This is a genomic window from Chitinophaga sp. (assembly GCF_039596135.1).
GTDB lineage: Bacteria > Bacteroidota > Bacteroidia > Chitinophagales > Chitinophagaceae > Chitinophaga.
Map to the genome: position 1 here is coordinate 1 of NZ_JBCNKH010000059.1, position 17,871 is coordinate 17,871.

The 17,871-nt window shown below is 45.4% G+C and carries 14 protein-coding genes; 9 read left to right on the forward strand and 5 right to left on the reverse strand.

Annotated elements, in window-relative coordinates; all coding sequences use genetic code 11:
- From ABDW16_RS24585 to ABDW16_RS24595, 3 genes are all read right to left on the reverse strand, one after another.
- The coding region (locus ABDW16_RS24585; RefSeq protein ID WP_343673449.1) for a DUF5777 family beta-barrel protein at positions 1-320 on the reverse strand (320 nt) is incomplete at its 3' end.
- 31 nt (positions 321-351) lie between these two features.
- A complete protein-coding gene (locus tag ABDW16_RS24590; protein ID WP_343673451.1) occupies positions 352-900 on the reverse strand; it encodes a YceI family protein in 549 nt (182 codons plus the stop codon).
- Positions 901-933: 33 nt separating this feature from the next.
- Positions 934-1,305 (reverse strand): hypothetical protein, encoded by a 372-nt coding sequence (locus ABDW16_RS24595; protein ID WP_343673452.1) that lies wholly within the window; start codon positions 1,303-1,305, stop codon positions 934-936.
- Between the two features lie 238 nt (positions 1,306-1,543).
- Here ABDW16_RS24595 and murF point away from each other — a divergent pair, with 238 nt between their 5' ends.
- On the forward strand, positions 1,544-2,824 hold the full coding sequence (murF, locus tag ABDW16_RS24600) for a UDP-N-acetylmuramoyl-tripeptide--D-alanyl-D-alanine ligase (RefSeq protein ID WP_343673454.1): 1,281 nt from the start codon (positions 1,544-1,546) through the stop codon (positions 2,822-2,824).
- A gap of 368 nt (positions 2,825-3,192) precedes the next feature.
- Here murF and mce read toward each other — a convergent pair whose 3' ends face one another.
- Complete coding sequence (mce, locus tag ABDW16_RS24605) at positions 3,193-3,594, reverse strand: methylmalonyl-CoA epimerase (RefSeq protein ID WP_343673455.1); 402 nt, start codon at positions 3,592-3,594, stop codon at positions 3,193-3,195.
- Positions 3,595-3,693: 99 nt separating this feature from the next.
- Between mce and ABDW16_RS24610 the strand changes: the two genes are divergently transcribed.
- The 8 genes from ABDW16_RS24610 to ABDW16_RS24645 all read left to right on the forward strand — a co-directional run bounded on the left by ABDW16_RS24610 (position 3,694) and on the right by ABDW16_RS24645 (position 16,023).
- Positions 3,694-4,908: an IscS subfamily cysteine desulfurase gene (locus ABDW16_RS24610; RefSeq protein ID WP_343673488.1), complete on the forward strand. Its 1,215-nt coding sequence runs from the start codon at positions 3,694-3,696 to the stop codon at positions 4,906-4,908.
- 119 nt (positions 4,909-5,027) lie between these two features.
- On the forward strand, positions 5,028-5,468 hold the full coding sequence (locus tag ABDW16_RS24615) for an iron-sulfur cluster assembly scaffold protein (RefSeq protein WP_343673456.1): 441 nt from the start codon (positions 5,028-5,030) through the stop codon (positions 5,466-5,468).
- A gap of 302 nt (positions 5,469-5,770) precedes the next feature.
- A complete protein-coding gene (gldF, locus tag ABDW16_RS24620; protein ID WP_343673458.1) occupies positions 5,771-6,505 on the forward strand; it encodes a gliding motility-associated ABC transporter permease subunit GldF in 735 nt (244 codons plus the stop codon).
- Positions 6,506-6,540: 35 nt separating this feature from the next.
- Positions 6,541-8,247, forward strand: a complete 1,707-nt coding sequence (gldG, locus tag ABDW16_RS24625; RefSeq protein ID WP_343673459.1) for a gliding motility-associated ABC transporter substrate-binding protein GldG — start codon at positions 6,541-6,543, stop codon at positions 8,245-8,247.
- A 219-nt stretch (positions 8,248-8,466) separates the two neighbouring features.
- Positions 8,467-10,971, forward strand: a complete 2,505-nt coding sequence (locus tag ABDW16_RS24630; protein WP_343673460.1) for a bifunctional UDP-N-acetylmuramoyl-tripeptide:D-alanyl-D-alanine ligase/alanine racemase — start codon at positions 8,467-8,469, stop codon at positions 10,969-10,971.
- A 53-nt stretch (positions 10,972-11,024) separates the two neighbouring features.
- On the forward strand, positions 11,025-11,681 hold the full coding sequence (locus ABDW16_RS24635; RefSeq protein WP_343673461.1) for a lipoprotein signal peptidase: 657 nt from the start codon (positions 11,025-11,027) through the stop codon (positions 11,679-11,681).
- 251 nt (positions 11,682-11,932) lie between these two features.
- Positions 11,933-14,806 (forward strand): TonB-dependent receptor, encoded by a 2,874-nt coding sequence (locus ABDW16_RS24640; RefSeq protein WP_343673462.1) that lies wholly within the window; start codon positions 11,933-11,935, stop codon positions 14,804-14,806.
- Positions 14,807-15,051: 245 nt separating this feature from the next.
- A complete protein-coding gene (locus ABDW16_RS24645) occupies positions 15,052-16,023 on the forward strand; it encodes a sulfite exporter TauE/SafE family protein (protein ID WP_343673463.1) in 972 nt (323 codons plus the stop codon).
- A 45-nt stretch (positions 16,024-16,068) separates the two neighbouring features.
- On the opposite strand, the gene fumC is transcribed toward ABDW16_RS24645, so the two are convergent.
- The gene (gene fumC / locus ABDW16_RS24650; RefSeq protein ID WP_343673465.1) at positions 16,069-17,469 is read right to left on the reverse strand and encodes a class II fumarate hydratase; all 1,401 of its coding nucleotides are present in this window, start codon (positions 17,467-17,469) and stop codon (positions 16,069-16,071) included.
- Between the last annotated feature and the right edge of the window lie 402 nt (positions 17,470-17,871).

Here is a 17,871-nt window from a genome sequence, read left to right on the forward strand (position 1 = left end):
GACAGACCTGCCATGAGGCGATCTGTTACACCATATTCAAATGCGATACGGATATCAGAAGAGTTATCCAGCCCGAAAGCTGTTTTGCCACCACCAAATTCGCCACCGATGTCACCAAAACGGTGATCTACGCGAAAATCCAGTTCGTGTTTTTTAAGGGTTTCGATCGAATTGCCCTGGATGATACGGGTTGATTTGAATGTTGCAATTACGGGTTCATGCTTCTTAGCGCTATCCTGAAACATGCTTGCCAGGTCATCCTGCGCAAAGGTACTCAGGCTGTAGCAACAGCCCAGCAATAACAGATATACTTGCTTCATAGAAGAGTTGTGTGTTGTGTTTTTAAATGGTTCAGGATGCAGGTGAATAGGCTCCTTTCACGGTGACTTCTATTACCTCTGCAATGTTTTTGACTACGAGTGTAGGCACTTTAATCTTGTGGTCTACCAACCTCACATTGAATTTGGCATCGAGGGTTGGTTTGCCGTCTTTGACGGTAATGGTCCCTTTTTCGTGATACACTTTTTCTACGCCATGCATGTTCATTGTACCTTCTACGGTAACAGGGTAGGTGCCATCTTTGTGCAGGTCGGGCAGTTCCAGGATTTTACCTTTGAATTCTGCAGTAGGATACTTGTCGCTCTCCAGGTAGTTTTCGTTAAAGTGCTCTTCCATCAGCGACTTTTTGAATTTAAAAGTGTTGATGGCGACTTTGAAGTACACAGCGCCTGTTTTGCCATTGATAGCAGATACGGCTTTGTTGGTTACAGCATCAATGTCTTCCATAGGAGTAGCAGAAAAGAAAGACAGGGTTGTGTTTTTGCAGGAGTAGATATCCTGGGCTATACCGCGCAGCTGTAACAAGAGTATGGTTGTCAACAGCACAATGCAATTTTTCATTGTTTTACTTTTTTAGGATTTTTGAATGGTAACTTATTCCGGCATTCCATGCGATATCCAGCAGTCAATGGAATCTTTCATACCCTGGCTGAGTTTAGTAGAACCGGGAGGCATATCGGCTTCTGCACCGGTAACACGTGATTTCCAGAGGGCTTCGTTGGCAGTAATGTACCCTTTGATGCCACTGTAGGTTGTAAAATCTGTGGATGCGGTAGAACCGGTGCCTTTGTGGCATCCCCTGCTGGTACATTTATCTGTTACAGCAGTCAGAATGTAAGCAGAGGTAATGACTGCGGTGTCGCATGCAGTGACTGTGATTCCTGAGTCGGGGGCGGGTGCTTTTTCAGCAGTACATCCGTAAATGAGCAGGCTAAGTAGTAACACCGGCAATGCGAGTGTTTGCATAGGTTTTTTCATTTGGTCATACATTGGCTGGTTTTGTCCAGCCAGGTCTTTTAATATGGTTGGGTGATGGCTATTTTGAGTTTCGATGATTATATGTTGGAACAAATATAGAAGATATATTTTTAATTTATATTTCATTATTCACGGGAAATTTGGGGGGATTTTTGCGGTATTAGGGTGCAGATTAATCCTGCGGTCACATATCCAGGATATTTTATATTACATTACATTTGTTTTTATGAACATAGCGCAGTTATACGAAGTTTACCGCAATCATCCATCTATACAGACTGATACCCGCCAGCTCAAACAGGGCGATATTTTCTTTGCATTGAAAGGGCCCAATTTTAATGGGAATGCCTACGCAGCTGCAGCACTTGAAAAAGGGGCTGTACTCGCAGTCATAGATGAAGCTGAATTCAACACGCAACCGGAAAAAATGATGTTGACAACGGATGTACTGTCTACCCTGCAGCAACTTGCTTTGCATCACCGGAATCAATTGAAAATTCCTTTTCTGGCCATCACCGGTACGAATGGTAAAACCACTACCAAGGAACTGGTAAGCACTGTACTGGCCACAGAGTTCAAGACTACAGCCACTATTGGCAATCTCAATAATCACATTGGTGTACCGCTGACTATTCTCCGCATTCCTGCCGATGCAGAGATTGCGGTGATTGAGATGGGAGCCAATCATGAACATGAAATAGAAGCATATTGTAAAATAGCATTGCCTACTCATGGTATTATTACCAATATCGGGAAGGCCCACCTGGAGGGATTTGGAAGCCCGGAAGGTGTGCGTCGTGCTAAAGGTGAGTTGTATGATTTTCTGAGAGCGAACGAAGGTACTGTGTTCCTCTGCAATGAATATCCATACCTGGTAGAGATGAGTAAGGGAATTCCACAGGTAATTACTTATGGGCAGAAAGATGCCACATACACAGGTGATCCCATTGCCGATACTGCGCTGCTGAGTGTAAAAATAACGAGCGATGTAGTGACGGGGCTGATTCCTACCCAACTGGTAGGCGCTTATAATTTTCCAAATGTAATGGCAGCAGTAGCTGTAGGTTTATATTTCAATATTCCGGGCGAAACGATACGGGAAGCTATTGCTGGCTATGTGCCTTCCAACAACCGGTCGCAGGTGATTAAACAGGGAAGTAATACGGTGATTATGGATGCTTACAATGCAAATCCTTCCAGTATGAAAGCAGCGATTGAAAACTTTGCAGGCATTGAAGCGAATAAAAAAGTATTGTTGCTGGGAGCTATGATGGAGTTAGGTCCGGATAGTGTAAGTGAGCACCAGGTGCTGGTAAATTTACTACAGCGAACTCATTGGCATGCAGTCGTATTGGTAGGTGGCGATTTCAGTAAAGTAAAACATCCCTATATATTTATGGAAAATGCAGCAGCAGCGGCGGAATGGCTGAAGCAGCAAGAGTTTACGGATACGTATATATTGATTAAGGGATCGAGGAGTATGGGCATGGAGAAGGTCATTCAGTAAATTATCAAGGTACTCTATAAAAAAAGAGACCTGCAAGCTAAAAAGCCCGCAGGTGTTCATAACCTATGCCAACTTTAGAGTATTTTGAATGCCCTTTCCGGCTTCATCTTCCAATGAAGGGGTGGAGCAATAAATATGTTTAAGGTAATTATTAGTGGTAGTCAGTTTTGGTTGTGCATTTAAACTCTTAGGTATATCAAGATTGAATATTTGCATTTCCCGAACATTCCCAAGCTACAAATCCTAACAAATAATATTGAGTATTGTTTAAAATTGTTTTAGTTTTTCTAATTAACGTGTCTGCTACGGTGTCTGGAAAGTATTTACGTAACCAGATAAAAGGTGGATTTTAAAAAACTGGATTTTTTTTAAATTATTTCCTGGCAGAGTTCGACTAGTACGCCGCTGGTATCTTTTGGGTGTAAAAAGCATACTAATTTATTATCAGCTCCTTTCTTTGGTTCCGGGTTCAGCAGGGTAAAGCCTGCGCTGGCGAGGCGAGCCATTTCTGCATGAATATCAGCTACATCGAAGGCGATGTGGTGCATACCTTCTCCTTTCTTTTCCAAAAAACGCGCTATCACACTTTCGGGGTTTATTGGTTCAAGTAATTCCACTTTAGTTTCTCCTTTTTGGAAGAAAGCTGTTCTGACCGCTTCACTGTCTACCTGTTCCTGTTTATAGCAGGAAGTGTTGAGGAGCGTCTCAAACAGGGGAATAGATTTTTGTAATGACTGTACAGCAATACCTATGTGTTCTACTTTCAGCATGTTAGCAAATTAACACAAAATGGCTAAATCTCCTTCGCGACGAATTCGTATCTTGATGATAGCATTTCGTTAAATTTGTAGTATAAATCTTTGTGTATGTTGCAACTACCTGTGTATCTTGATAACAATGCTACGACGCCCCTGGATCCAAGGGTGCTGGAGGCGATGCTGCCGTTTTTTACACAGCATTTTGGTAATGCCAGCAGCCGGCACCATGCCTATGGATGGGCGGCAGAAGCTGCGGTAGATCTGGCCAGGGAACAGGTAGCTGCCCTGATAGGCGCCGATCCGAAAGAAATCATCTTCACTTCAGGCGCTACTGAAGCTGACAACCTCGCCCTCAAAGGTGTATTTGAAATGTACGCTGACAAAGGGAACCATATTATTACTACCGAAATAGAACATAAAGCCGTACTCGATACCTGCAGGCACCTTGAAAAGTTGGGCGCAGTTGTGACCTACCTGAAGGTGAACCATGAAGGTATGATCGACCTGAAAGAACTGGAAGCTGCTATTACTGCTAAAACGATTATTGTAGCTGTGATGTACGCCAACAACGAAATTGGGGCTATCAATCCTATCCGGGAAATCAGTGCGATTGCCAAGCGTCATGGAGTGCTTATGATGAGCGACATCACGCAGGCGGCAGGCAAGATTCCCGTAAATGTTAATAAAGACGGTATTGACCTGGCAGCGTTTAGCGCACATAAATTATATGGTCCTAAGGGCATAGGTGCGTTATATGTTCGCCGTAAATCGCCGAGGGTGAAGGTTACTGCACAAATGGATGGTGGGGGACATGAACGTGGTATGCGTTCCGGTACCCTGAATGTGCCTGCTATTGTAGGGTTTGGTAAGGCTTGTGAACTGGCTGTGCAGGAAATGGAAGAAGAAAGAATAAGATTGGGTGCGATGCGGGATAAGCTGGAAAATGCGTTATTACAACTGGAAGAAACATATGTAAACGGCAGCCGCACACACCGCCTGCCGCATGTAAGCAATATTTCGTTCAGGTATGTAGAAGGAGAAGCCCTGCTGATGGGCTTTGGTAAGGAGGTGGCATTATCTTCCGGCTCTGCCTGTTCATCAGCATCGCCAGAACCTAGTTATGTGCTGAAAGCACTGGGATTGGGGGATGACCTCGCACATTCTTCCCTGCGCTTTGGATTGGGAAGATTCACCACCGAAGAAGAAATAGACTATACCATCAATGCTGTAACGGCAACCGTGAACAAACTGCGTGAAATCAGTCCCCTGTGGGAAATGTTCAAGGAGGGAGTGGACATGAATGCGATTGAGTGGTCGCATCATTAACAATACGGAAAAATTTGGCCGCATGATTGCTATTATAAACCAACTGTAACCGGCCAGACAGAGGAATACAGTGACCTGTAGCTATACCTCTGTATTATGAATGCTTTATACTTATGCTTATGTCTTACGCTGAAAGAGTACTGGATTACTACAACAACCCCAGGAATGCCGGCACGCTGGACAAAAATTCCCAGCAGGTAGGCACGGGGTTGGTACACGTCTCGGAATACGTAGATGTTGTAAGGTTTCAGATCGAAGTGAATCCTGTCACACACGTAATCAGAGATGCACGCTTTAAGACCTTTGGCTGTGGGTCAGCGATTGCTTGTTCTTCTATCACTACTGAATGGATTAAGGGGAAAACGATTGAAGAGGCTTTCCGGTTAGATCACATGGAGATTGTGGAAGCTTTGAGTTTGCCGCCTTCTAAAATTCATAGTGCGATTTTGACGGAAGATGCGGTGAAGGCTGCGATTAATGATTACAGGGGTAAGAATGGAATGGAGCCTGCAGTGGAGGAGTATGAAGAACCAGCTGACTATTACGACGAAAGGGATTGAGTGATTTTTCATCCTGTTTTTTGAATACATCCGGGGGTTCCCCCCGGTTGAGAAGGTTTACTCTCTGCAATATTTTTCTGAATTCTGCGCTATATAGAGGATTTATTATTTAAGCTGATCGCATTTAGCTGACCGCAGGTCATTTGCCCCTTTTGCGAAAAAATACGCTTTTGCCTACGGCAAAAGCGTATTTTTTCGCGGCGGAGGTTTTGGCTTGCAGCCGGCCAGTTGCACAGTGTGAATTATATTCTAACGCTTGCACCTTAAATAATATATATATTTGTACTTTCAGTCAAATTACTATGCTAGCAATATTCAGAAAGGAAATCCATCAGTTTTTCAGCAGCATCACGGGGTATATTGCTATTATCCTCTTCCTGCTGGCAAATGGGCTATTGCTATTCGTATTCCCGGATACCAGTCTGCTGGATTATGGATACGCCAACCTGGACCCTCTTTTTGAGCTGGCGCCAGTCATCTACCTGCTCCTGATCCCCGCTATCACCATGCGCTCCTTTGCCGACGAATTCAAATCCGGCACCATGGAGCTCCTGAGCACCAAACCGCTCAGCTGGTGGCAGATCGTGAATGGAAAATTCTTTGCCGGTTTGCTGATTGTTCTTATTTCACTGATACCTACCCTGGTTTATTATATTGCCATCCGTAAACTCAGCGCTGCCAATACAGTGCTGGACAATGGTGGCATAGCCGGTTCCTACATCGGCCTGTTCCTGCTGGGAGCCGTATTCACTGCCATCGGCGTATGGGCTTCTTCCCTTACCACCAACGCTGTGGTAGCCTTCCTCACCGCTATTTTCACCTGTTTTATATTCTATTATGGATTCGATTCACTGAGCAAGTTGCCTGCCTTTACCGGTTCGGCAGACTACTACCTGCAAATGGCAGGGATCCGCTTCCATTACACCTCCATCAGCAGAGGGGTAATCGATAGCCGGGATGTAGTCTACTTTCTCAGTATCATTGCACTAATGCTCTATCTAACAAGATTGTCATTACAAAGAAGAATCTGGGATTGAAAATAAGACTGTCACATTAAGTAATTAATCAGATTGTGGTCAACAGTAAGAAAAAATACCTGCAACGGGCAATACTCGTCATAGCTATACTAATAGGCGTCAACATCCTGGCCATGTACGTTCATACAAGATGGGACCTGACCGCCGAAAAAAGATTTACCCTTACTCCCAGCACCCGCCAACTGCTCAAAGGGTTGGATAGCACCGTTACCATCGAGGTATTCCTCAAAGGTGATTACCCTGCATCCTTCCGCCAACTGGCGCAATCTACCCAGGAGCTCCTGGAAGAATTCAGGGAAGTAGGCGGTAGCCGGGTGCAGTTTTCTTTCCAAAACCCCGGTCAGGGCATGAATGATTCTGACCGGCTCGCTTTCCAGCAATCCCTGGCAGAGCAGGGAATCATGCCTTTTAATATGCAGGTGCAGGAAGATGCCAACCAGGGATATTCTGAAAAACTGATCTTCCCCGGCGCCCTTGTACACTATGGCAGCAAGACCCTTGGCATCAATCTCCTGAAGAACCAGGGCGGCCAGGATCCCATGCAAACCATGAACAACTCCGAAGCATTGCTGGAATTCCAGTTTGCCAATGCTATCTACCAACTGAAACAAAACCACCTGCCACTGGTAGGCTACATGCTCGGTCACAAAGAACTACTGGGTGCCGAAGTGCTGGATGCCCTCACCAGTATGCAAAGCAGTTACCTGCTCGACACCATTACCTTACAATACGTTTCCCACATTCCGCAAGACTTTGCCGCCATTGTGTTTGCCAGGCCAGCTGACCGCTTTACTGATGAAGATAAGCTGAAAATAGACCAATACGTGATGAACGGGGGCAAAGTAATCTGGTTCATAGATGAGCTGAATGTAGGTATGGACAGTTTGCAAAAACATGATACCTATGTAGCCATGGATCGTGAACTGAACCTGGAAGACCTCCTGTTCCGCTACGGCGTAAGAATCAACCAGGACCTGATCCAGGATCTGCAATGTGATCGCCTTCCACAGGTAGTGGGACATGTTGGGGATAAGCCACAGTTTGACCTGCTCCCATTCCCCTATTTCCCCTTGCTTTCACCCACCGGTGCCCATCCGATTGTAAAAAATATGGACCTGGTGCTGAGTCATTTTGCAAGTTCGATCGATACGGTGAAGGGTGGGGAAATCGCTAAAACAGTATTGCTTACCTCTTCTGCCAACTCACGTACAGAGCGTGCACCCGTGCAGCTGAGCTGGAATGACCTTCGTGTAAAACCTAACCCACGCCAGTTCCAGCAGCATAATCTGCCGGTAGCTGTACTGCTGGAAGGACAGTTTACCTCCCTGTTCCGCAACAGGCTGAGTGTACAGGAGCAACAGTTGATTCAGCAGGTAACCCGTTTACCTTACAAGGATCATAGTGATGTTGCTAATAAAATGATTGTCGTTAGTGACGGTGATCTCATCACCAATGCCATTTCACAGAAAAATGGCCCCATGCAGATGGGTGTTAACCTCTTCGACCCCTCGATGGTATATGCCAATAAGGAATTCCTGCTCAACTCGCTGGGATACCTCACGAACAATGCCGGCATCATGGAAGCGCGTAATAAAGAATTAACCCTGCGCTTATTAGATGCTGAAAAGATCAAGCAAAACAAGTCCATGTGGCAGGCTATTTGTGTCATTGTTCCGGTTCTGCTGATCCTCTTGTTCAGGGTGATTTTCCAGTTCATCAGGCAGCGGAAGTTCGAAAGATAAGGCCATTAGATATAACGTGGTTACCACCGGCAAGCACACATTTATAACAATGTGCTAACGGTTATTCCCATATATTTGCCATTCATTCATCAAAAATTGCGGCAACCATGACCCCACATTAGCAGTTTACGTCAACTTTGTTTTAATTAATTCTATTAAGGGAAGTGGAACAATGAAACCGTAAATGGTCATTGTTCCGGCAAACAAAATTAACCACAAGTGTATAACGCAGAAAGTATCAGCAAGGTGCTGAAAGGTGAGTTGTTACAGCATACAGGCAACCCAGGGATTGAACATATTCTGCTGGATAGCCGGAAGGTGATATATCCGGCCACCTCTGTTTTCATTCCTTTGGTAAGTGCCCGCAGGAACGCTCATCAATATATAAAAGAACTGTACGAAAAGGGTGTCAGCAACTTTATTGTAAGCGAAACACCCGACCTGGCCCAGTTTCCGGCTGCTAACTTCATATTGGTAAAAGATACTATGTCTGCGCTGCAGGCTTTGGTGGCTTATCACCGGCAGCAATTCCAGATTCCTGTAATCGGTATTACCGGTAGTAATGGTAAGACTATTGTAAAAGAGTGGTTGTACCAGCTGTTGGAAAAAGATTACAACATTGTGCGTAGTCCTAAAAGCTACAACTCACAGATAGGAGTGCCCCTTTCTGTATGGCAAATGAAACCTGAGCACCAGCTGGCCATTTTCGAAGCCGGCATCTCCCAACCCGGAGAAATGGAGCACCTGGAAAAGATTATCCGTCCTAACATTGGCATTTTTACTAATATCGGCGAGGCCCATAACGAGGGTTTCCTGAACATCCGCCAAAAGATCAACGAAAAGCTGGTACTGTTTTCCAAGAGCGAGATTCTCATTTACTGCAAGGACTATCCTGTATTAAATGAGTGTGTATTGCAGTTCAATAGCCTGGTGGGCAAGAAGGAAAACCAGGAAGGTGGTTTACAGTTGTGCACCTGGTCTCGCAAAACAGAAGCCGACTTCAGGGTGACAAGTGTGGAAAAAACCGGCACTCACTCCCACATCGAGGCTTTGTACAAAAATGAGTCGCTGAGTATTACCATCCCATTTGTGGATGAAGGTTCTATTGAGAACGCCATCCATTGCTGGGTACTGATGCTGCACCTGAAGATAGCGCAGGACGTGATTCAGCAGCGCATGGATCAGTTGGGTAATATCGCGATGCGACTGGAACTGAAGCAGGGTATTAACAATTGCTCTGTGATCAATGACAGTTACAATTCAGATTTAGGTTCTCTCAATATAGCGCTGGATTTTTTGCAACAACAGCAACAGCACCCTACCCGTACCGTAATTCTCAGCGATATTCTGCAAAGCGGCAAGAGCGATGCTTCTCTTTATGAGGAAGTGGCCAGCCTGATGCAACAAAAGAAGATCGACAAACTGATTGGGATAGGTAAGAACATCTTCCGTGAAAAGAAGTGTTTTCAGCAGGTAGAAGGGTTGAAGAGCACTTTCTTTCTTACTACAGAAGAGTTTATCCAGCAATTTAACCAGCAGGAGTTTCAACACGAAACGATCCTGCTAAAGGGTGCACGTGTATTCGAGTTTGAGCGGATAGGCAAATTGCTGGAGCAAAAAGTGCATCAGACTATTCTTGAAATCAACCTGAATGCAGTAGCTCATAATATCAAACAATACCAGGCATTGCTGAAACCCGCTACCAAACTGATGGCGATGGTCAAAGCATTTTCATATGGCAGTGGAAGTTTTGAGATTGCAAATCTATTGCAGTTTCATGGCGTAGATTACCTGGCCGTTGCTTATGCTGATGAAGGTGTTGAATTAAGAAGGACAGGTATTACCATGCCGATCATGGTCATGAACCCCGAACCCAGTTCATTTGATGCGATCCTGCAGTGGAACCTTGAACCCGAGATCTACTCCCTGCATTTGTTACAGCAATTTGAAGAAGAAGTCCAGATAGCGGGTAAGACCGGATTCCCGGTGCATATAAAACTGGATACCGGTATGCACAGGCTGGGATTTGAGAAGAAAGACATTCCCGAACTGGCTGCTATGCTGACAGATAATAATTACCTTACGGTCAAATCTATGTTTAGTCACCTGGCAGGTAGTGAAGATCCGGCACTGGACGAGCTGACCAAACAACAGGGCAAGCTTTTCTATGAAATGAGCTACCAGCTGCAAAAGGCGCTTGGCTATGCGGTGATCAGGCATATTGCCAACAGTGCAGCCATCTTACGTCATCCTGATCTGCAGCTGGATATGGTGCGGTTGGGTATCGGGATGTATGGGGTGGACAGCAGTGAGGAAATGCAGGCCCAGCTGAGACCTGTAAGCACACTAAAGACCACTGTTTCGCAGGTAAAGCACCTGAAAGCAGGTGATTTTGTGGGCTATAGCGCTAAGTGGAGGGCCAAAGGTCCGGCTGTGACAGCGACTGTAAGAATCGGGTATGCCGATGGGTACCCCCGCCGCCTCAGCAATGGCGTAGGCAAGATGCTGATCAGGGGGCAACTGGCCCCCGTGGCTGGTGTGGTAGCGATGGACATGGTGATGCTGGATGTAACCCATATTCCGGATGTAATGGAAGGCGACGAAGTAATTGTATTTGGCGAATCCTTACCTGTACAGCAATTGGCGGCCTGGGCAGGTACTATACCCTATGAAATATTAACAGGAATTTCGCAGCGTGTGAAACGGGTATATTTCCAGGAATGACGGGAAATTCCGATTTTGCACATTATTATTAATTTTGATAAAAATTATACCCTTTGAAATATCGTCACGTAATCTTGATTGTTGTACTGGTGCTGGTAGTAGATCAGGCATTAAAAGTATGGATCAAAACCCATATGAACTTCTCTGATGAGATCATTATCTTCCCTAACTGGTTTAGGATCCATTTCATTGAAAACGATGGAATGGCCTATGGCATGAAGTTCGGCGGTGATTTTGGAAAGATAATCCTGACTTTGTTCCGCTTATTTGCGGTTATCATTGGTTTCAGATATATGAAGAAACTGGTGAAGCAGGATTACAGTAAAGGTTTGTTAATTTGTGGTTCATTGATCCTGGCTGGTGCTGCGGGTAACCTGATCGATAGTTTGTTTTACGGAATGATATTTTCCTCTTCCAACTATGCAGATGTAGCCCAGTTCCTGCCTCCGGGCGGTGGATATGGTACTTTCCTGCATGGAAATGTGGTGGATATGCTGTACTTCCCGATCCTGAGGGGGCATTTCCCAACCTGGTTCCCGATCAATGCCGGTGAGTCTTTCGTGTTTTTCAGACCTATCTTCAATGTGGCAGATGCTGCAATTTCAGTAGGTGTGATCACGATACTGGTGTTCCAGAAAAAGTTTTTTGCCAGGCACCACGAAAAGGAGAGGGAGCAGAGAGAAAGAGAGCAGGTAGTGGTAAGTAAATAAGGATGTATCGAATGATGAGTCTTATAGATTCAAGCCCCTGTCTTATGGCAGGGGCTTTTTTTTGCTCCTAACCCTGATCCCCCATCAATATTTAACAATAAATTTTGAAATACTGAATCCCCTTATTACTTTTGTCCACAAATTCTATAGACTAATAGACATAATAAAGGACGATTAAGCTAAAGTATTGATCTGTAATTCACTAAATATATAACACCACCGAAGTCTTTTTACTAATACATAAAAATTATATGCAAAACACCAGACGCCCCGTACGTATCATCTACCTGTGGCTCCTGACCATTCTCCTGCCACTCCTGGCGCAGGCACAACTTAACGGCTCCTATATCATTTCCGGAAAGATCACCGGAGATAAGAGTGAGGCCCTGGCAGGTGCTACTGTGCAGATAAAAGGTACCTCCTTCGGCGCCACTACTGACAGTACCGGTGCTTTTCACCTTACCGCAAACACAAAGTTCCCGTTTAAACTAGTGATCCGTCTCATCGGCTATCAACCACAGGAATTCGATGTGAAGAACAGCGATAGCCGGATACAGGTACAAATGGTGACCCAGAACCTGCTTGTGAACGAGGTGGTGGTATCCGCTTCCCGTCAGCAGGAAAAACTGATGAAATCACCTGTGGCAATTGAAAAACTGGATATAAAAGCACTGAAAGAAACCCCGGCAGCTTCTTTTTACGATGCAATCGGTAACCTGAAAGGGGTACAAATGACTACTGCGGGTTTGACCTTTAAGGTATTCAACACCCGTGGTTTTAATGTACCGAACAACTTCCGCTTTATGCAGCTGGTAGATGGTGTTGATAACCAGGCTGCTACCCTGGGTGTGCCCCTGGGTAATGCCATTGGCCCTACTGAACTGGATATTCAGAGTATTGAAGTTACCCCCGGCGCCTCTTCTGCCCTATATGGTATGAACGCCATCAACGGTATGTCGAACCTGATTACTAAAAGCCCTTTCAAATACCAGGGTATCAGCGTGTACCAGAAACTGGGTTTCAACCACTTTGACGGGGGCAGTGGCTCTCCAAAGGCACTGACTGAAACCTCTGTGAGATATGCACAGGCTTTCAATGACAAATTTGCCTTCAAAATCAACTTCTCTTATATGCAGGGTACTGACTGGTACGCAGATAGTCACAACGACTTCAATCCTGGTACCAAGGCGAACCCTGACTTCCCTACCCTGGTAGGGGCAAACAACGTAGCGAATGATGCATGGAATAAATATGCTGACCAGAGTACTTTCCCGATTACTGACAAAAATGGTAAGTCTTACAACGTATCCCGTACCGGGTACTGGGAAAAAGACCTGGTAGGTGATTATACCGTACGGAACCTGAAATTTGATGGTGGTCTGTATTATAAGATTACCCCAAAACTGCAGGTTTCCTATAACTACCGCATAGGTCAGATGGATGGTTTCTTCCAGCGTGGTAACCGTATTGGTTTGAAAAACGTGGTGGTGCAGAATCATAAGATCGAATTGCAGGGCGAAGATTTCACGATCCGCTCTTATATGTCACTCGAAAATACCGGCGACTCTTATAATATGAACCCGCTGGCGGATAACCTGGAAAAGTCTTTCAAAACTGACAAGGTTTGGCAGGCAGATTATACCAAAGCTCTGAACGCTGCACTGGATGCGGGTAGTGATATTGCTGCTGCGCACCGTGCAGCACGTGCTGCGGCAGATAATGGCAGGTGGACACCGGGTACGGCGGCTTTTGACAAGCAGGTGAAGCTGATCAAGAGCATCAACGACTGGGATATTTACCCTACTTCCAAGGATAGTACGAACAAGAGTGGTGGTGCGGCGCTGTTGCAGATGAGCCATTTCTACCATGCAGAAGGTACCTGGAACCTGCGTAAATATGTGCACTTTGCAGATGTGCTGGTAGGTGCAGATTACCGTACTTACGAGATCATTCCTGATGGTAACAACTTTGTAGATTTCTCAAAACCACTGGCTGAGCGTAATACGCCAGGTGGTAAGCACATCTGGTATGGTAAGGTAGGTGGGTTTGTGCAGGTGAGTAAAACCTTCTTCCACGATCAGCTGAAACTGACCGGGTCTATGAGGTATGATAAGAGCCAGCAGTTTGATGGTAAATTTAACCCACGTATTGCGGCGGTGTATACTACACCTAATCAGCGTCATAACTTCAGGGCCAGCTGGCAGAACGGGTTTAGGTTCCCATCCCTGTTTGAAGCGTATTCTTTCGTGAATAATGGTGGAGTGCGTCGTGTAGGTGGTCTGGCATTTATTGAAGATGGATTGGGATACTTTAAGAATAGCTTCCTGACTTCGAGTGCAACTGCGTTTACGACAGCAGTGAACAAGATCACGAATGCCGATGCGACTGTGACAAGGGCAGAGGCAGAGCAGCGGAGTGCAGGTGTGCTGAAAGTAGCGAACCTGGATCCGATTGTGCCTGAGCAGATTCATTCATTTGAAGCGGGGTATAAGAGTGTGCTGTTTGATAACAAGGTGTTTATTGATGTGGATGGGTATTTCAACAGCTACAAGCACTTTATCGGACAGGTAGAGGTGGCAGTACCTAAAACAGGTAGTGTGAATGACCTGACACAGTCAGTGCTGGATCAGATGTATGATAAGCAATACCAGAACAGGTATAGGGTATGGACAAATAGTAAGTCTACTGTACAGAACTATGGTTTTGCGCTGGGTGTGACTTATAATTTTGTGAAGGGTTATACCATCAGTGGTAACCTGAATTATAATAACCTCACACAGGATAAGACGAAGGATGATGCGTTGATTCCTGGTTTTAATACACCGAAGTACTTTACGAATGTGAGTTTTGGTAACAGGCAGGTGGTCAGAAATGTAGGTTTCAATGTGGTATGGCACTGGCAGGATACATTCTATTGGCAGAACCTGTTTGGTAATGGGGATGTGCCGGCTTATAGTACGGTGGATGCGCAGGTGACTTATGGATTGCCAAAGATTCATACTTCTGTGAAGGTGGGTGGATCGAATATTTTTAATACGGCTTACTTCCAGTATGTGGGGGGACCTACTATTAAGGGGTTGTATTATGTGGCGATTACTTATGATTTGCCTTTTGCAAAGAAATAAAGATGTCTCCGTTTCGAAATAGCCAAATGAAAAAGCTTTTGCCTTCGGCAAAAGCTTTTTCATTTAGGGGGAAGGCCTGCCGGCGGCTGAATAAAAAAAATTCTTTGGCCTACCGACGGCATTCACCCATTAAACTATCCCTAATTTTCTCTTTCTAATAACTTTTTAAGGTTGCCTGCTTGGATAAACCGTTTATTCCCCCTACCTTAGTCTATTATATCTATAGACTATATAACTACAGAATAATGTCGCATAACGAGGAGATCGAGCAATTAGAACATCAAGTGGCCAGTCCTGAACGCCAGGAGGTCCTTATTGACCTTGTCAATGATGACAACCGTAAGAAGCCAGGTTTATGGCTGCTGATCGGTCTCATTGGGTTAGCAGTACTCGCCGGAGCGGGAATATTATATTATTTTAATACCTCCGAAGCGACTCACACCCGTATTTACGACTTCACAGCCAACCTGTTCACCAGGGAAGTGCTGTTCTACATCTGTGTAGGGCTTGCCGCTCAAATGGTGGATGGTGCACTGGGTATGGCATATGGAGCTACCTCTACCTCCTTATTGCTGGGCCTTGGTATACCACCTTCTATTGCCAGTGCCAGTGTGCATGTGGCAGAGGTATTTACCACCGGTGCATCGGGTATATCACACTTCCGTTTCGGAAATGTGAACAAGAAACTGTTCATGGGGCTATTGATACCAGGTATCATTGGTGCTGTAACAGGTGCGTTTTTACTATCAAAGGTAATTGACGGTAATGTCATCAAGCCATTCATGAGTGCTTACCTGTTGATATTAGGCATCATCGTGCTGCGCAAAGCATTTCAGCATAAAAAGGGAAAGAGCAAAACGAAAAGGCTGGGATTGCTGGCGCTGTTTGGTGGCTTTATGGATGCCATTGGCGGTGGTGGCTGGGGGCCGGTAGTGACTTCCACCTTGCTGAGCAAAGGCCGTTCGGCTCATTATACCATTGGATCTGTGAATGCTGCTGAGTTCTTTATCTCTCTGAGCAGTGCAGGTACTTTCCTTTTGTTTGGCGCTATTACCGGCTGGCCGGTGATTATAGGGCTGATTATCGGTGGGGTGATTGCTTCTCCTTTTGCAGCGCTGCTGGTAAGGAAGATCAAGCGCAAGCCGCTGATGATTATGGTGGGGATCCTGATTATCCTGACCAGTTTACGAACTATTATAATGGCATTAATGCACTAATAAAGAAAAGGGGTTGTAATATTTACAACCCCTTTTTTATGCAGATTATTTGATCTCTCCGACCATATCTATTGGGTTTACCCACGCATCAAATTCTTCTGGTTTTACATATCCCAGTTTCACCGCCATTTCTTTCAGGGTAGTACCTTCCTTGTGAGCTTTCTGTGCTATCTCAGCAGCTTTGTAGTAACCGATCTTAGTATTCAGTGCAGTTACCAGCATCAGTGAGTTGTCTACATGCTTTTTGATATTTGCTTCGATAGGTTCTATACCTACGGCACATTTATCATTGAAGCTTACACAACCATCGCCGATCAGGCGTGCAGAGTGCAGGAAGTTATAAATCATTACAGGCTTAAACACGTTCAGTTCAAAGTGACCGGTAGCACCACCTATGTTGATAGCCACATCGTTGCCCATTACCTGTGCAGCGATCATGGTGAGGGCTTCACACTGTGTAGGGTTCACTTTACCCGGCATGATAGAAGAACCTGGTTCATTGTCAGGAATGTGGATTTCGCCAATACCGGAGCGAGGGCCGGAGCTGAGCATACGAATATCGTTTGCGATTTTCATCAGGCTCACTGCTACTGTTTTGAGGGCACCGTGTGCTTCTACGATAGCATCGTGAGCGGCCAGGGCTTCAAATTTGTTTTCTGCAGTGATGAAAGGCAGGCCGGTGAGGGTTGCAATATGTTTTGCTACATTCTCAGCATAGCCTTTAGGCGTATTGATACCCGTACCTACGGCAGTACCACCCAATGCCAGTTCGCTCAGGTGAGCAAGGGTATTGTTAATGGCTTTCAGACCGTGGTCCAGCTGAGATACATACCCGCTTATTTCCTGCCCCAGGGTGAGTGGGGTCGCATCCATGAAGTGGGTACGGCCTATTTTCACCACGTGTTTAAAGGCTTCAGCTTTTTCAGCCAGGGTATTGCGAAGCTTTTTGATGCCGGGGATGGTTACCTCTATCAGCATTTTGTAAGCCGCAATGTGCATAGCGGTAGGGAAAGTATCGTTGGACGACTGTGACTTGTTCACATCGTCATTCGGGTGTATCACTTTATCTTTATCAGTGAGCTTACCGCCATTGTTTACATGGGCACGGTAGGCAACCACTTCATTTACGTTCATGTTAGACTGGGTACCGGAACCGGTTTGCCATACTACCAGCGGGAACTGGTCGTCCAGTTTGCCAGCGAGAATTTCATCGCAGGCATTGCCAATGAGGGTGGCTTTTTCCTGGGAGAGAACGCCGGCGTCCAGGTTGGTCAGTGCGGCGGCTTTTTTGAGGTAAGCAAATGCCTGAATAATTTCTTTCGGCATCCTGTTTATATCCTGTGCTATCCTGAAATTGTCGATAGAACGTTGGGTTTGAGCACCATAATATGCGTCTACTGGTACCTGCACTTCGCCCATCGTGTCCTTCTCTATTCTATATTCCATAATGCTTGATTTTTTGCGGTACAAACGTACTAAATGTCATTAAAAAAAATGGCTTGTACAGGCGGAAAATTGGGGGGAATGAATGAAAATGAGGCCAATATGGGTTGTAGGCAATGGATGGCCTGTACAAGCTGGCTCTGAGGTCAATGGATAGGTATAGGATAGGTCGAAAAAAAGATGGGGGTTAGCATGAATGAAACAGGCCTTTGCAGGCTTACAACATGGGGGAAATGGACGAAATACAGGTTAATGGATGGCCAGACCGGCAGAAAATCTTTGGGGGCGAATGAATGAAAAAAAATGTGGGAATCAATGGATAGCCTTTACAGGCTTAAGTTTCGGGGGCGAATGGATGAAAAAGGGCCTTTTCCGGCCCAATGTCTGGGGGCGAATGGATGAAAA

Excerpts from the sequence above, each read along its gene's own strand:
- ABDW16_RS24590 (WP_343673451.1), bottom strand. The coding sequence starts at position 900 with ATGAAAAATTGCATTGTGCTGTTGACAACCATACTCTTGTTACAGCTG.
- ABDW16_RS24595 (WP_343673452.1), bottom strand. The coding sequence starts at position 1,305 with ATGCAAACACTCGCATTGCCGGTGTTACTACTTAGCCTGCTCATTTAC.
- murF (WP_343673454.1), top strand. The coding sequence starts at position 1,544 with ATGAACATAGCGCAGTTATACGAAGTTTACCGCAATCATCCATCTATA.
- mce (WP_343673455.1), bottom strand. The coding sequence starts at position 3,594 with ATGCTGAAAGTAGAACACATAGGTATTGCTGTACAGTCATTACAAAAA.
- ABDW16_RS24615 (WP_343673456.1), top strand. The coding sequence starts at position 5,028 with ATGTCTTACGCTGAAAGAGTACTGGATTACTACAACAACCCCAGGAAT.
- gldF (WP_343673458.1), top strand. The coding sequence starts at position 5,771 with ATGCTAGCAATATTCAGAAAGGAAATCCATCAGTTTTTCAGCAGCATC.
- ABDW16_RS24640 (WP_343673462.1), top strand. The coding sequence starts at position 11,933 with ATGCAAAACACCAGACGCCCCGTACGTATCATCTACCTGTGGCTCCTG.
- ABDW16_RS24645 (WP_343673463.1), top strand. The coding sequence starts at position 15,052 with ATGTCGCATAACGAGGAGATCGAGCAATTAGAACATCAAGTGGCCAGT.
- fumC (WP_343673465.1), bottom strand. The coding sequence starts at position 17,469 with ATGGAATATAGAATAGAGAAGGACACGATGGGCGAAGTGCAGGTACCA.